The organism is Paenibacillus faecis (genome assembly GCF_008084145.1).
GTDB classification, from domain to species: domain Bacteria; phylum Bacillota; class Bacilli; order Paenibacillales; family Paenibacillaceae; genus Fontibacillus; species Fontibacillus faecis.
In genome coordinates this window covers 663035-677823 of record NZ_VSDO01000002.1, presented here as the reverse complement: position 1 = coordinate 677823, position 14789 = coordinate 663035, and the positions used below count along the sequence as shown (strand labels likewise).

11 protein-coding genes are annotated in these 14789 nt (G+C 52.0%); 1 reads left to right on the top strand and 10 read right to left on the bottom strand.

The window, feature by feature from the left end:
* Positions 1-64: 64 nt before the first annotated feature.
* Entirely contained in the window at positions 65-2335 is a 2271-nt protein-coding gene (gene pflB / locus FRY98_RS10900) for a formate C-acetyltransferase (RefSeq protein ID WP_148451769.1), read from the bottom strand.
* 254 nt (positions 2336-2589) lie between these two features.
* On the bottom strand, positions 2590-5205 hold the full coding sequence (gene adhE, locus FRY98_RS10895; RefSeq protein WP_148451768.1) for a bifunctional acetaldehyde-CoA/alcohol dehydrogenase: 2616 nt from the start codon (positions 5203-5205) through the stop codon (positions 2590-2592).
* A gap of 459 nt (positions 5206-5664) precedes the next feature.
* Between adhE and FRY98_RS10890 the strand changes: the two genes are divergently transcribed.
* Positions 5665-6381, top strand: a complete 717-nt coding sequence (locus tag FRY98_RS10890; protein ID WP_148451767.1) for a Crp/Fnr family transcriptional regulator — start codon at positions 5665-5667, stop codon at positions 6379-6381.
* Between the two features lie 427 nt (positions 6382-6808).
* Here FRY98_RS10890 and FRY98_RS10885 read toward each other — a convergent pair whose 3' ends face one another.
* From FRY98_RS10885 to FRY98_RS10850, 8 genes are all read right to left on the bottom strand, one after another.
* Positions 6809-7588 carry a formate/nitrite transporter family protein gene (locus FRY98_RS10885; RefSeq protein ID WP_148451766.1) on the bottom strand — a complete coding sequence of 260 codons (780 nt, stop codon included), beginning with the start codon at positions 7586-7588 and terminating at the stop codon, positions 6809-6811.
* 43 nt (positions 7589-7631) lie between these two features.
* Entirely contained in the window at positions 7632-7970 is a 339-nt protein-coding gene (gene nirD / locus FRY98_RS10880) for a nitrite reductase small subunit NirD (protein WP_148451765.1), read from the bottom strand.
* Positions 7971-8002: 32 nt separating this feature from the next.
* A complete protein-coding gene (gene nirB / locus FRY98_RS10875) occupies positions 8003-10438 on the bottom strand; it encodes a nitrite reductase large subunit NirB (protein WP_148451764.1) in 2436 nt (811 codons plus the stop codon).
* A gap of 353 nt (positions 10439-10791) precedes the next feature.
* On the bottom strand, positions 10792-11361 hold the full coding sequence (locus tag FRY98_RS10870) for an NAD(P)/FAD-dependent oxidoreductase (protein WP_148451763.1): 570 nt from the start codon (positions 11359-11361) through the stop codon (positions 10792-10794).
* Between the two features lie 60 nt (positions 11362-11421).
* A complete protein-coding gene (locus tag FRY98_RS10865) occupies positions 11422-11739 on the bottom strand; it encodes a winged helix-turn-helix transcriptional regulator (RefSeq protein ID WP_148451762.1) in 318 nt (105 codons plus the stop codon).
* A gap of 188 nt (positions 11740-11927) precedes the next feature.
* Positions 11928-12896, bottom strand: a complete 969-nt coding sequence (locus FRY98_RS10860; RefSeq protein WP_148451761.1) for a sugar phosphate isomerase/epimerase family protein — start codon at positions 12894-12896, stop codon at positions 11928-11930.
* A 45-nt stretch (positions 12897-12941) separates the two neighbouring features.
* Entirely contained in the window at positions 12942-14024 is a 1083-nt protein-coding gene (locus tag FRY98_RS10855; RefSeq protein WP_148451760.1) for a Gfo/Idh/MocA family protein, read from the bottom strand.
* Positions 14017-14787, bottom strand: coding sequence for a sugar phosphate isomerase/epimerase family protein (locus tag FRY98_RS10850; protein WP_148451759.1), 771 nt, complete (start codon positions 14785-14787; stop codon positions 14017-14019). The genes FRY98_RS10855 and FRY98_RS10850 overlap by 8 nt, the downstream gene beginning before the upstream one ends.
* Positions 14788-14789: the final 2 nt, after the last annotated feature.

Here is a 14789-nt window from a genome sequence, read left to right as displayed (position 1 = left end):
CACTCCTTTTATTTGTAAGCTGTCGTTGGACCAAGCATAGACCTATCTTTAAAATTCTTTCTGCTTACATCGAGCCGTGGAAGGTCCGATTGATGACATCCAGTTGTTGTTCACGGGTCAACTTGATGAAGTTGACCGCATAACCCGATACGCGAATCGTCAATTGCGGGTAGTTCTCCGGATGCTCCATCGCATCCATCAGTTGTTCACGGTCAAATACGTTGACGTTCAGGTGATGCGCCTTGCTGCCGAAATAACCGTCCATCATCGATACCAGGTTGGATTTGCGGCTTTCAGCTTCCTTGCCGAGCGCCTTAGGCACGATCGAGAAGGTGTTGGAAATGCCGTCCAAGCTGTGCTCGTATGGGAGTTTGGCTACCGAGCTGAGCGAGGCGAGCGCCCCCTTCTTATCCCGGCCATGCATCGGGTTCGCCCCCGGAGCAAACGGTTCGCCCGCTTTGCGTCCGTCCGGCGTAGAGCCGGTTTTCTTGCCGTAAACCACGTTCGACGTGATCGTCAATACCGATTGTGTCGGCATGGCGTTACGGTAAGTTTTGTGTTTGCGGATCATGCTCATGAACGATTCCACGAGCCCGACGGCGATTTGGTCGACACGATCGTCATTGTTACCGTAGCAAGGATATTCGCCTTCGATTTCGAAGTCGACGGCAATGCCTTGCTCGTTGCGAATCGGCTTCACTTTGGCGTACTTGATCGCGCTCAGCGAGTCGGCCGCTACCGACAGTCCGGCGATACCGCAAGCCATCGTACGAAGAATATCACGATCATGCAGCGCCATCTCAATGCGTTCGTAGCAATATTTGTCATGCATATAGTGAATAACGTTAAGCGTATTTACATAGAGCTTGGCAAGCCATTCCATCATCGGTTTAAACCGTTTCATGACTTCGTTGTAGTCAAGATATTCGGAAGTGATCGCCGGGAATTCAGGAGCGACTTGCGCACCGGATTTCTCGTCTCTACCGCCGTTAATGGCGTACAGCAGCGCTTTGGCCAGGTTGGCGCGGGCACCGAAGAACTGCATTTGCTTGCCGATTTCCATCGCGGACACGCAGCAGGCGATACCGTAGTCGTCACCGTAGATCGGACGCATCAGATCGTCGTTCTCATATTGAATCGAGCTGGTTTCGATGGAAACCTTGGCGCAGTATTTCTTGAACGCTTCAGGCAATTTCTCCGACCACAGAACCGTCAGGTTCGGTTCCGGCGCTGGTCCCAGATTGTACAATGTATGCAGGAAACGGAAGCTGTTCTTGGTAACTTTGGTCGTACCGTGTACGGACATCCCGCCGATCGATTCGGTTACCCAGGTCGGGTCGCCGCTGAACAGCTCATTGTATTCCGGAGTGCGAAGGAATTTGACGATCCGCAGTTTCATGACGAAATGGTCGACAAGTTCCTGCGCGCTTTCCTCGGTAAGTGTGCCTTCAGCCAGGTCGCGTTCAATATAAGCATCAAGGAAGGAAGAAACACGGCCCAGGGACATTGCGGCTCCATCCTGTTCTTTGACGGCTGCCAAGTATCCAAAGTACAGCCATTGGAAGGCTTCTTTGGCGTTCTCCGCCGGTCTCGAAATATCGAACCCGTACATTTGACCGAGTTGCTTCAACTCATCCAGAGCGCGGATTTGCTCGGACAATTCTTCACGAAGGCGAATTACGTCTTCGTCAATGACGTCCACTTCAAGATCCTTCAGCTCTTTTTGTTTTTGCTTGATCAGGAAGTCCACGCCGTAAAGGGCGACGCGGCGGTAGTCCCCGATAATTCGGCCGCGGCCGTAAGCATCCGGAAGCCCGGTAATGATCCCCGCTTTACGCGCGGCTCTCATGTCGGAAGTATAGGCGTCGAACACCCCCTGGTTATGTGTTTTGCGAATCTTGGTGAACATATCTACAATCTCGCCCGGCAGGTCAAAACCGTAAGCCTTGCAAGAATTAATGACCATGTTAATACCGCCAAAAGGATGGATCGTCCGTTGGAAAGGGGCATCCCCTTGCACGCCTACGATCTGTTCCTTCTCTTTGTCCAAGTAACCGGGATTATGGGAAACGATCGTCGAAGGTTTATGAACGTCCACATCCAAAACGCCGCCCGCTTCTCTCTCCTTCTTGGACAGATCGGAAATGATGTCCCACAGCGCTTTGGTATTGGCTGTGGCGCCTTTCAGGAAGGATTCGTCTCCTTCATATGGCTTAATGTTCGTATCGATGAAGTCCCGTGTGTTCACTTCCCTCATCCATTTGCCTTTCTTAAATCCTCTCCAAGCCGTCTTAACTTCTTGCGTGTTTTGTACTTCTCTCTCGATCACCGACATCTTAATCCCTCCATATATATTTGAAGTGCGCGGCGTTGAAGGATGCTTTCCGCGCCTCACGATCCCTTAAATTTGTGATAATTTTCACATTTTAGACACTGATAAGTCCTTGATCTGATGTTGATGATCTCCGCTGAACTTACCAACGTACTAGGGATCATTTATATTTATATGATATAACAATCCCCTTAGAAAGATTGTGACAAATATCACACAAGGTGATATTTGTCACGTTGTTCGAGCCTTTTGTTCACTTATTCTTCAAATCTTCCGTAGAAGGCGTCCCGGTAAACTTCGGCCAGCTCCGATACCAATGGCAGCTTCGGATTGGCTGTCGTACATTGGTCTTCAAAAGCGCGGTCGGCCAAATAGTCAACCCGCGATTCGAAATCCTTCGGATCGAAGCCGAGTTCCTGGAAGGTTTCCGGAATGCCCAGTTTTCTGTTCAGATCGCGAATCGCATTGATCAAGCTCTTCACGCCTTCTTCCGTAGTACGGGCCGGTAGTCCAAGGATGCGGGCAATCTCGGCATACCGTTCGTCGGCAACGAAGTTCGTGTATTTAGGCCAAGCCGCGAATTTGGTCGGCTTCTTGGCATTATAGCGGATGACGTGCGGCATCAGGATCGCATTGGTCCGGCCGTGAGCGGTATGATATTGGCCGCCCCATTTATGCGCCAAGCTGTGGTTGATCCCCAGGAACGCGTTCGCGAAGGCCATACCTGCCAGTGTCGAAGCATTGTGCATTTTTTCCCGGGCCAGCTTGTCGCCGGTCAAAGCCGACTTCTCAAGGTATTGGAACACCAATTGAATCGCTTTGATCGCAAGGCCGTCCGTATAGTCGTTAGCCATAACCGATACATAAGCTTCGATCGCGTGCGTCAATACGTCCATCCCTGTATCGGCCACCGCGGTTTTCGGCAAGCTGTACACGAATTCCGGATCGATGATCGCCACATCCGGAGTCAGCTCGTAGTCGGCCAAAGGATATTTCGTGTTGCCGTTGATTTTATCCGTGATGACCGCGAACGAAGTGACTTCCGAACCTGTACCCGAAGTGGTCGGGATCGCCACGAATTTCGCTTTTTGGCCCAGGCGCGGATACTTGTAAATCCGTTTGCGGATATCCATGAATTTTTGCTTCAAGTTGTGGAAATCCGTGTCCGGATACTCATAGAACAGCCACATGCCTTTCGCTGCGTCCATCGGCGACCCCCCGCCGAGTGCGATAATGCAGTCAGGCTGGAATTTCGCCATGAGTTCGGTACCGCGTTCTACCGTCGTTGTCGATGGATCCGGCTCCACGTCGGAGAACACTTCGATAGCGACAGGTGTCTGACGTTGACGCAGATAGTGCTCTACTCTTTCCACGTAGCCCAGTTTTACCATCATCGGGTCGGTTACGATCAGCACACGGGAAATATCCGGCATTTTGGCAAGATATTGAGTCGAATTTTTCTCGAAATAAATCTTGCTCGGCACTTTGAACCATTGCATATTCACGGTACGGTGATTCACCCTTTTCACATTGATCAGATTTACAGCCGTTACGTTCGACGATGTCGAGTTGCGTCCGTAAGATCCGCAGCCCAGTGTCAACGATGGAAGATTCGTATTGTAAATGTCGCCGATACCGCCTTGCGAAGATGGCTGGTTCACCAAGATCCGGCACGTCGGCATCCGGTCCGAGAATTTTTGGATAATTTCATCATTATTCGAATGAATGACCGAGGAATGGCCCATGCCGCCGAATTGTACGACTTCCAACGCGCGTTCGATCCCTTGCTCGGCCGTTTTCACCTTGTAGCAGGCAAGCACCGGGCTCAGCTTCTCGGCGGACAACGGGAATTTAGGTCCCACACCCTCGATTTCGGCTACGAGAATTTTCGTTCCCGCCGGAACGTCAATGCCGCACATTTCCGCAATCTTGACGGCCGGTTGACCCACGATGCTCGGATTAACCGCACATTTGTCGGCGATAATCGCTCCCGCGGTCAATTTGGCGGCTTCGTCCTTGTTCACGAAGTAGCAGCCGTTGGCGATCATTTTTTTCTTCACTTGATCAAAAATCGGTTCTTCAATAATCACCGCTTGCTCGGATGCGCAGATCATACCGTTGTCAAACGTCTTGGACAGAATCAGGTCGTTCACCGCTTGATCCAGGTTTGCACTCTTCTCGATGAAGCAAGGCACGTTGCCGGGGCCTACGCCGAGGGCCGGTTTGCCGCAGCTGTAAGCCGCTTTGACCATCGCCGATCCGCCGGTAGCCAGGATGCAGGCCACGTCGGGATGATTCATCAACGCGTTGGTCCGATCCATCGAAGGGTTCTCGATCCACTGGATACAGTCGGCCGGAGCCCCGTGTTTGATGGCGGCTTCGAGCAAGATCTTCGCCGCTTCCGCGCTGCATTTTTGAGCGGACGGATGAAATCCGAAGATGATCGGGTTCCGCGTCTTGATCGCGATCAGCGATTTGAAAATGGTGGTGGATGTCGGGTTCGTTACCGGTGTGATCCCCATGATGATACCGACCGGTTCGGCGATTTTCTGGAAGCTGTCGAATTGGTTGTCTTCAATAACGCCTACCGTTTTGTCGTATTTGATGCTGTGATAAATGTATTCGGTCGCAAACATGTTCTTGATGATTTTGTCTTCATAAACGCCGCGCCCGGTTTCCTCTACGGCCATCTTCGCCAGATGCATATGTTTGTCGAGTCCGGCCAGGGCCATCGCCTGCACGATTTTGTCGATTTGTTCCTGATCCATGGTCATGAACGCTTCGGAAGCTTTCTTCGCCTTGTCAATCAAAGTTTGGGTGTACTGCTGTGCATCCGGAGCTGCTTTTGTCGTCGCGTCATTCTTTACGGCCATTTCTCTCATCCTCCTAAGTGGGGTTATGGATAAACCTTTTATCTAATTGTGAATTATTTCACTTTGTGGTTTATCCTTATGAAGCCTTGCGCTTCTCTTGATGGTTAAAGCATACCACATCAGGTCCGGTTTGTATAGTGAAATTTTTCACGTAGTTTAAAAATATTTTGATTTACTTTCATTTTATCTGTTTGTTTTTTCAAAACTCATTTTCATTCCTTATCATAGAACAGTGAGGAGAGCCCCTTCTTCATATGATGTTCCTCTCCATTTCCGGCAGTTATTTCTGTATCATGAATCACATGGATAGTGAAATAAATCAACCTCAAAAAGTGAAAATAGTCACAATGTTAAAATTTCGACACTTTTTCAGCCTTTACAGGCCACTCAAACATGAAGAAACGTTATATAATTAATTTAAATTTTCAGATAACTTAGGAGTGCAAAGGGGAAATTAAAATGAGTGAAATGGTGAGCACCACACAGCCCCGCGGCAATACTAGCTGCTTTACAGAGCAAAATTTCAACCGGCTACTTGTAACGATGAAAGACAAGACGTACCCCGAAGGAACCCATCTTTTTTGGGAGGGCGACTTTTCCGATAAACTGTTCTACGTGAAGCGCGGCCGGATCAAATTGACGAAATCCACCGACGAAGGCAAAGAGCTGATCCTATACATGTACGGACGCGGCGATATGGTCGGCCAGGCCGATCCTTTCTTCAGCACCAAGCACAGCTTCACCGCCGAAGTCATCGAGGACAGCGAAATCGGCGTTATCGAACAGAAGGATCTTGAAATTATGATTTGCCAACACTGCGATTTCGCCATCGACTTTATGAAATGGATGGGGATCCATCACCGCCTGACACAGACCAAATTCCGCGACTTGATGATGTACGGCAAACCGGGTGCCCTCTGCTCGACTCTGATCCGTTTGAGCAACACTTACGGCGAACAGCACGGTGACAACATTCTGATCAACAAGAAGATCACGCACACCGACCTGTCCAACATGATCGGCGCCACACGCGAGAGTGTAAACCGGATGCTAAGCGATCTGCGCAAGAAAGACGCGTTGGAATACGAGAACGGCATGATTGTGATCAAGGATTTGGTCATGCTCCAGGACATTTGCCATTGCGAACTGTGCCCGAACGAGATCTGCCGAATCTGACTCGATTGTCTAAGCAGCCTGGAGGAAGAGGACTCCAGGCTGCTTGCCGGTTTTGAAGTTCATGAGGTCATGATGTTCAAAATTGCTCTCGACTCCCCCTATCTATTCAACCAGCCTCGTGGCCATCCCCCGAGAAGGCTTCTTCTAAATCCCCTACGTTGTTATCCGCTATAGAACAATAGCCCTTATCCGATTCATGTCCTTATCGAAATGTAGTTTCCCCCCGATTCTTTCCTGCCGGCTATACGGACTTCAGCCTCTCCGTTTCTTCGAAATGACGCTTCCTCATCGGGAACTTTCCGAGAATTACACAATCCATATGTCCGCTTCAAATCAAGCTAGGGTTGCCTTAACCTAACATAAAAAAACGCCCCACCGGATTTTCCCGTTGAGGCGGTCAGACTGTAACACTACGACTATTGTTTAATTATTTCTTCCGAACCGGCGAGATGAACCAATAGGCCATACCGACAAACACGGCGCCTCCGACAATATTCCCGAGCGTGACCGGGATCATATTGTGGAACCAGCCTGCAAGGCTGACCGTTTCCGGGTGGTTCGGCAGGAGCACGGACAAACTGAGCAAGGTCATGTTGGCGACGCTATGCTCATACCCGCTGGCGATAAAGGCATAAAGACACCACCAGATCAGCACCAGCTTGGAAATGTCGTCCTTCGCCCGGTTCGCCATCCAGATAGCGAGGCAGACGAGCCAGTTACACAAAATGCCGCGGAAGAACAGTTCCATTACAGGAGCGCCCATCTTCTTGGCCGCCGACGCAAACAGGAGATGCTCCGGCGCCGCGGTTTTAAACAACCCCGAACCAACGATAAGCAAACACAGGATGATCGCTCCTACCAGATTGCCGAGGAACACGATCCCCCAGTTTTTCAGGGTATCCCCCACCGTCGTTCTTTTGGCCAACGTACTTGCCGTAAAGAACATATTGTTTCCGGTGAACAGTTCGGAACCGGCGAAGATGACCAGGGTCAGCGCGATCCCGAAGGACATCCCCATGACCATCGTCTGAAACGGGGATTTGGCGGCGGCCAACGGGGCCCCGACGCTGAATATCAGGATAATCCCCAAGCCTACGTAAGCCCCCGCCAAAAGCGTGGATACAAAATATCGGAGCAGGCTTTCATTCATTTTCTCCTTTTTCTTAACGGCTGCTTCTACAATGGTCTCGACACTTTGCGTAAACATCGTCTCTTCCTCCCCAAACTCTCTCCTCAAAAAATGTACTGCTCTATTGCGGTTGGAGCGCCCCTGCCGCAATCCAGACTTGGCCGTCCTCCACCTTTACCGGTACCATTTCCGCTCGCCCGGTATCCGGAGCCTGGACAAGCCCCGTAGTCAAGTCGATTTTCCAGTCGTACAGCGGGTCGTACAAATAGTGTCCGGACACGATGCCTTCCGCAAGCGGTCCGCCTTTGGGATGGGGATTCTTGTTCAAAGCGGCGAATACCCGTCCGTCCGAGAGACGGAAGACGGCGATCTGCCGTCCCCCGGCCTCTACGACGCGGCCGATTTGAACCAGAAATTCATCCAACGCTCCGACAGGGTAAAACTCCTTCTCTTTTTCCATACTCACATTCTCTCCTCTCTTTCGCGCGATGCTTATAATTGATTGCTGACCTCGAGGCGATTGAACAACTTGCCGCTTTGCTCGCCTTCGCGAAGCATTTTCTTCCAAGGGTCTTCCACTTGCTTGAGCGCGAACTCGATCCGTTCCATCAACGCCTTGCGGTTCTCGGGATCATCCACCACCGCGGCTTTGATCGCATCCAATCCGATGCGCTCCACCCATTCCGAGGTTCTTTCCAGGTAGTTCCCGGTTTCCCGGTAGTATTGCATGACGGCCCCGACAATTTCAATCAGCTCATCGTCGGTTTTCACCTTGCAGAGCGAATCCGCAAGCCGCGCCTTAATCCCGCCGTTGCCGCCGACAAAGATTTCCCAGCCGCCGTCGTTGCCGACGATGCCGATGTCCTTCGTGCACGATTCCGCGCAGTTCCGCGGGCATCCGTTCACGGCCAATTTAAATTTCGCCGGAAAGTCCAGGCGTTCGAATTTGCGTTCCAACGTAGCGCCCATGCCCATCGAATCCTGCGTCCCGAAGCGACAGAATTGCGAGCCCACGCAAGTTTTAACCGTACGCAGCGATTTGGCGTAAGCGTAGCCCGACGGCATATCGAGCTCTTCCCAAACCTTCGGCAAATCTTCCTTCTTCACGCCGATCAGGTCAAGCCGCTGGCCGCCGGTGACTTTTACGACTTTCACATCGTATTTGACCGAAACGTCGGCGATGCGCTTCAATTCCTCCGGCGTCGTCACCCCGCCGTACATCCGCGGAACGACGGTGTAGGTTCCGTCCTTTTGAATATTCGCGCTCATCCGCTCATTGACAAAACGCGATTCCTTCTCATCTTCGTGCGTATCCGGGTACAGCATGCCCAGGTAGTAGTTGATGGCCGGCCGGCACTTCGAGCAGCCTTCCGGCTGGCTCCAGCCCAACACATTCATGACCTCTTTGGTCGTATGGAGCCCTTTCTCTTTAATTTCCGCCACGATTTCATCCCGGCTCAGCGTCGTGCAGCTGCAGATGCCTTGTTTTGCCGTTTCCTTGAAACCATCGCCGAGAACATACTGCAGAATTTGTTCCACCACAGGTTTGCAGCCGCCGCACGAGCGGGTCGCTCCGGTGCACGCTTTGATCTCATCGACCGTCGTCAGCCCTTGGTTTGTAATAACGTCGACAATCGTTCCTTTCGTTACCCCGTTACAGCCGCAGACAATTTCTTCATCCGGCATCGTTTCGACCGAGGTCGTCTTCTTGCCCCCGCCGCCGCAGCAGCCGGTTCCCATCAGCGAATCGTACAGTTCATCCGTCATTACCGTTCTCTGCTTAATCAGCTTCTGCAGTTCTGCCGAGTCGGTAATATCCCCGAACAGAACGGCACCGACCATAACGCCGTCTTTCAGCAAAATCTTCTTGTAGGTCCGCTTCCAGTCGTCCTTGTTGGCGATCACGGTATGTTCCGGTCCATCGATAAATTCACCGGTTGAGAATACGTCGACTCCCGAAATTTTAAGTTTGGTCGACACTACCGAGCCTTCATAAGGAGCCGTCTCCACGCCGCTGATATGTTTGGCCAGCACCATCCCCTGTTCGAACAGAGGGGCGACAAGACCGTAGCAAACCCCGCGGTGCTCGGTACATTCGCCGACCGAGTAGACGCCGTCCATCGAAGTTTGCAGGTAGTCGTTGACCACGATCCCCCGGTTCACTTCGATCCCGCTTTCTTTGGCAACCGCCACATTCGGCTTAATTCCGACAGCCATCACGACGAATTCGGCCGCAAGTTCGGTACCGTCCGCAAAGCGCAGACCGCTTACCCGGGTATCGCCCAGCAATTCCGTCGTTTGGGCCCCCATTTTGAATTTGATGCCCTGACGCTCAAGCTCCGCCTTGAGCATCGATGCGGCCTGGTGGTCCAGTTGGCGCTCCATCAGATCTTCCATCAAATGAATGACGGTGACATCCATTCCGAGCTGCACAAGTCCCTTGGCCGCTTCGAGCCCCAACAAACCTCCGCCGATAACGGCGGCTTTACGGCAAGTTTTCGCCGCTTCCAGCATTTGATTGCAGTCGGCGATATCGCGGAAACCGACTACCCCTTCTTTATCGCTGCCCGGAATCGGCAGGATGAACGAATTCGAACCGGTAGCGATCAGCACCTTGTCGTAAGGTACGCGCATTCCGTCTACGGTCACCACTTCTTTGGCTTGTTCGTCGATTTTCGCTACGGTTGTTCCCGTATGCAGGGTAATCCCGTTTTCGCGATACCAATTCAGATCGTTGAGCACGATATCATCGATCGTTTTGCTGCCTTCCAAAACATAAGAAAGCATGATCCGGTTATAGTTCGGATGCGGCTCGCTCCCGAAAACAGTAATGTCAAATTTCTTGGTCAACTTCAAAATCTGTTCAACGGTGCTGATCCCGGCCATCCCGTTGCCGATCACCACAAGCTTTTCTCTATCTGTCCCCATATCGGAAGTGCCTCCTTCAAATTGACGCGAATGGTAACTGCATCGTCCTTGGTATCGTTCTATGCTTCGATTATATACTTAAAATTCAAACTAATGTGTGATCCATTTCACAATAATTGTGAAAAGTATCACAAAAATATTCAAACTTTCTTGCAATTCTCTATTGCAAAATAGAAAATCACCCTCCCAACCCGGTTTTTGGATCTCTATAGTCACAAATGTACTGACTTTAAACTACGATACACTAAAATAGAACTATGTGATTGCAGTCACTTTGTTTTTGTCAATTTTACGCCAAAAACCTCCCGCTTAGGAAGTCTGGGAGGCTTTTGGCAAGGAATAGGACTGTATGATCAGTTCTTTAATACGTCATGATCGACGTAGCGTTCGCCATTGAGCTCACTGATAAGCTCTATGGCTACCTTCGCTCCGTCACCTGCGGTAATTATCGTGTGAACGCTTACACCGGCAACCGTACCTGCCGCCCATACCCGCGGCTTGCTTGTGCGTCCGAACCCGTCGGTTTCGATGACGGTCTTGATTCGCGGCTCGCGGCCTTCCACCAGATTCAGGCCGATGGTGTTGGCCAGTTCGGTCAACGCGCCTGTCGCCAGAATCACATGAGCCGCTTCGTAACTGCGGCCGCTCTCCGTTTTTACCGTCACCTTGGAGCCGCCGTTCGTATCGACTACCGTTACCTTCTCTTCGATAAACTTGGCGCCGAATTTCTGGGCCTGCTCCCGACCGATTGTCAGCAAATCCGGACCGGAAATATCCTTTGCCCCGTAATGGTTCTCAATCCAAGCCCGCTTCGTCATACTGGCGTTGCTGTCCAGAACGAGGGTCTCCTTCCCTGCCTTAGCGAGAAACAAGGCTGCGCTGGAACCAGCCGGTCCCGCTCCGATTACGATTACCTCAGCCACAAGTACACCCACTTTCCATATATTTCGTGCCGCCTCCCCGCAGGACAACGGCACGTTTTCCTACTCGATCCACGCCTCCGCCCAATGCTGGACCTGTTCCATTACCGGACTGAGCGCCTTCCCCTTCTCCGTAAGCTCGTATTCGATGCGTACGGGGGTTTCAGGGTAGACATGCCTGACCACAATCCCTTCGTTCTCCAAGTCCTTCATTCGTTCGGAGAGCATTTTATCGCTCATGGCCGGAATGCCATTGGATATGTCCTTAAACCGTTTCGGTCCGCTCATCAGCGTATGAATAATCAGACCGTTCCAACGTTTGCCGAGAATGACGAAGGCCGACTCAAAACGCGGACACATCGCATGCTGGTTTTCTTCCATAACGTTCTCACCCCATCGTTGTTAAAACCGGATTTATCGGTGTTAGCTTACATTTAGTTAGTATATTTCATCATAGCATATTTTTGTGCAAAAAAACACCAAGGGAAGGGGTGTGAATTCGGTGCTCTCAAAAAAACGGCTGCCGGGCGGCAGCCGCTACTGCTAAATTATATTCCCTTCTCCGCCAGTTATACCCACCACATGTCTGACGCCGAATCTTCGATCAGCACTTGCTGAAGGTTCTTCACGGCCTTGGTGAAGCCTTCCTCGGTGGACATCAGGCCATCTTCATGTTCGATGCTTACCACGTAATCATAACCGTGCAGACGAAGTGCGCTGATAATGTCCGCCCAGGTCTTCATGTCATGCCCGAAGCCGACGGTCCGGAACTGCCATGCGCGGTCCAGCATAGCCGTGTACGGCTGCATGTCCGTAATGCCGTGGCGATTCACATTCACGGGATCGATCGTCGTATCTTTGGCGTGGAAATGGTGAATCGCTCCCTCGCGGCCCAGAATCGAAATCGCTTGAACCGGATCGATGCCCTGCCACCACATATGGCTCGGATCCAGGTTCGCTCCGATCACTTCGCCCGCCGCTTCGCGCAAGCGGAGAAGCGTGGCCGGCGTGTGAACGGAAAATCCGCCATGGAGCTCCAGCCCGATTTTTACATGGTGGTCCGCCGCATATTTTCCCCACTCGGTCCAGTAAGGAATCACTTTGTTCTTCCATTGCCAGTCCAAAATCTCCTGGAAGTCGTTAGGCCAGGGAGCCACAGGCCAGTTCGGATACTTGGCGTCCTCGTGATCGCCCGGGCAGCCCGAGAAGGTATTTACAACCGGAACTTCCAATTGTTCCGCCAACTGCACCGTTTTTACGAAAACATCGTGAAACTCTTGGGCGATCGCCTTTTGCGGATGGAGCGGGTTGCCGTGACAGCTTAGCGCGCTGATGGTCAAGCCCCGGGACTCCACCGCTTTCTTGAAATTGCTGAGGGCCGTTTTATCGCCCAGCAGTTCGTCCGGATTGCAGTGCGAATTGCCGGGATGTCCGCCCGTGCCGATCTCGACCGCTTTCAACCCTTGGGCGGCAATAAGATCCAGCGCCTCCTCAAACGGGCGGCCGCCGAACAGAACCATAAAAACACCTAACTTCATGTCCCTACCTCCTATATCAAGATGTTTTGAGTGTCTTGTTATAAATTAGTCAAAATATACCGTTTTTCCTGTTTTCGCCGACTCGTAAATCGCTTCAAGAATTTCCGTTACAACAAGGGCCTGCTCCGGCTTAACGAGCGGTTCCTTGTCCTCAAGGATGGCTTCTACCCAGTATCTGGCTTCGCGGGTCGCATCGTTTTCCTGCTGACCCTCGAAGAACGCCACCCCGCCGGATCCGAAATCGACTTTCGTCTCGTAAAGCCGGCTTAATTTTTCACCGTTCAGACGCAGCCCGTCGTTCATATCCGCTCCGCCTTCCGTGCCGCACAGCAAGGTTCTCGCTTCCCCGAAGTCGAGGACGTTGAGCGCCCAACTGGACTCCAGTACGATCGTCGCTCCGTTCTTCATCGTAATGAAGCCAAAGGCGGAATCCTCCACTTTGAATTGTTCCGGATCCCAAGGGCCGAACGCGTTGGCGGCATTCGCACGGCCGCCCAGCTTATGGAACACCGACCCGGTTACGCTTTTCGGCTCGTAGTTATCCATCAGCCACAGCGTCAAGTCCAATGCATGGGTGCCGATATCGATTAGCGGGCCCCCGCCTTGTTTCTCTTCGTCCAGGAATACCCCCCAAGTCGGTACCGCCCGGCGTCGCAGCGCCAGCGCTTTGCCGAAGTAGATATCGCCCAGTTCGCCGTTTTCGCAAACTTGCTTCAGGAACAAGCTGTCGTCGCGGAAGCGGTTCTGGTAAGCGATGCTCAGCTTTTTCCCGGTCCGTTTGGCCGCATCCAGCATTTGACGCGCTTGTTCCGCCGTTTTGGCCATCGGCTTCTCGCACATGACGTGTCTGCCGGACTCCAGCGAAGCGACCGTAATTTCCGCGTGGGAATCATTCGGCGTGCAGACGTGAACTACATCCACATCCGTTTCTTCAAGCAGTTTGCGGTAATCCGTATAAACTTTCGCGCCTTCCGCGCCGTACTCTTGTGCAGCCTTGGCCGCGCGCTCCTCAACGATATCGCAGAACGCCGTCATTTGAACCTGCGGCTGTTTCGCCAGGCTCGGCAAATGTTTGCCGTTGGCGATGCCCCCGCAACCGATAATCGCAACTTTCAAAATTTTAGACATTGATTCGTCCTCCTTGATTTCCGTAATCCCGCACCCAATCCATACTCGTTTTGATACTCTCCAACGCGTCGCCGGCGCAATGATCCTGCTCTACGACAAGCCATTCCACGCCTGCGGAGATCGCCGCGTCGGCAACATCCTTGATCGCCACTTCCCCTTGGCCGAGTTCCACGGTCTCCGCCGTTCCGTCCGTCTTGATCACCATGTCTTTCAAATGAAGCAAAAGCAGACGCCCGCTGTATCTTGAAATGTACTCCAGCGGATCGAATCCCGCGTAGCTGACCCAGCAGGAATCCAGTTCCATCTGAATCAACTCCGGCGGAATTTTGGCGAAGATGGCTTCCAGAACGGGCTGCCCGTCCAACTCCTCGGTCAATTCAAATTCATGGTTATGATAGAAGAGCACCATGCCCGCGTCGACGCATTTTTGACCGATCCGCTTCATGTCTTCAATGACTTCTTCCCAGCGTTCGCGGTCTTTCTCCTCCAAATAAGGGAAAATAAGATAGCGGTTGCCGATCGCCTTGTTAAACGCGATCTCTTCATCCAAAGCGTGAAGAAGCCGTCCGTACGATGTATGGGCTCCTAAAGCAACCAGGCCGGTCTCCTCCAGAATCGCCTTGACCTGTTCGGGCGTCCGCCCGTAAAATCCGGCAAATTCCACACCCTGGTAGCCAAGACCGGCGACCTTCCGAAGCGTACCTTCAAAATCGCGCTCCATGGCTTCGCGTACGGTATAAAGCTGTAAACCTACTTTAACCATAA

Bases quoted from the DNA above. Each gene is read 5' to 3' on its own strand.
- FRY98_RS10855 (WP_148451760.1), bottom strand. From the start codon at position 14,024: ATGTCTAAAATTTTGAAAGTTGCGATTATCGGTTGCGGGGGCATCGCC.
- adhE (WP_148451768.1), bottom strand. From the start codon at position 5,205: ATGGCCGTAAAGAATGACGCGACGACAAAAGCAGCTCCGGATGCACAG.
- FRY98_RS10860 (WP_148451761.1), bottom strand. From the start codon at position 12,896: ATGAAGTTAGGTGTTTTTATGGTTCTGTTCGGCGGCCGCCCGTTTGAG.
- FRY98_RS10865 (WP_148451762.1), bottom strand. From the start codon at position 11,739: ATGGAAGAAAACCAGCATGCGATGTGTCCGCGTTTTGAGTCGGCCTTC.
- FRY98_RS10885 (WP_148451766.1), bottom strand. From the start codon at position 7,588: ATGTTTACGCAAAGTGTCGAGACCATTGTAGAAGCAGCCGTTAAGAAA.
- pflB (WP_148451769.1), bottom strand. From the start codon at position 2,335: ATGTCGGTGATCGAGAGAGAAGTACAAAACACGCAAGAAGTTAAGACG.
- nirD (WP_148451765.1), bottom strand. From the start codon at position 7,970: ATGGAAAAAGAGAAGGAGTTTTACCCTGTCGGAGCGTTGGATGAATTT.
- nirB (WP_148451764.1), bottom strand. From the start codon at position 10,438: ATGGGGACAGATAGAGAAAAGCTTGTGGTGATCGGCAACGGGATGGCC.
- FRY98_RS10890 (WP_148451767.1), top strand. From the start codon at position 5,665: ATGAGTGAAATGGTGAGCACCACACAGCCCCGCGGCAATACTAGCTGC.
- FRY98_RS10850 (WP_148451759.1), bottom strand. From the start codon at position 14,787: ATGGTTAAAGTAGGTTTACAGCTTTATACCGTACGCGAAGCCATGGAG.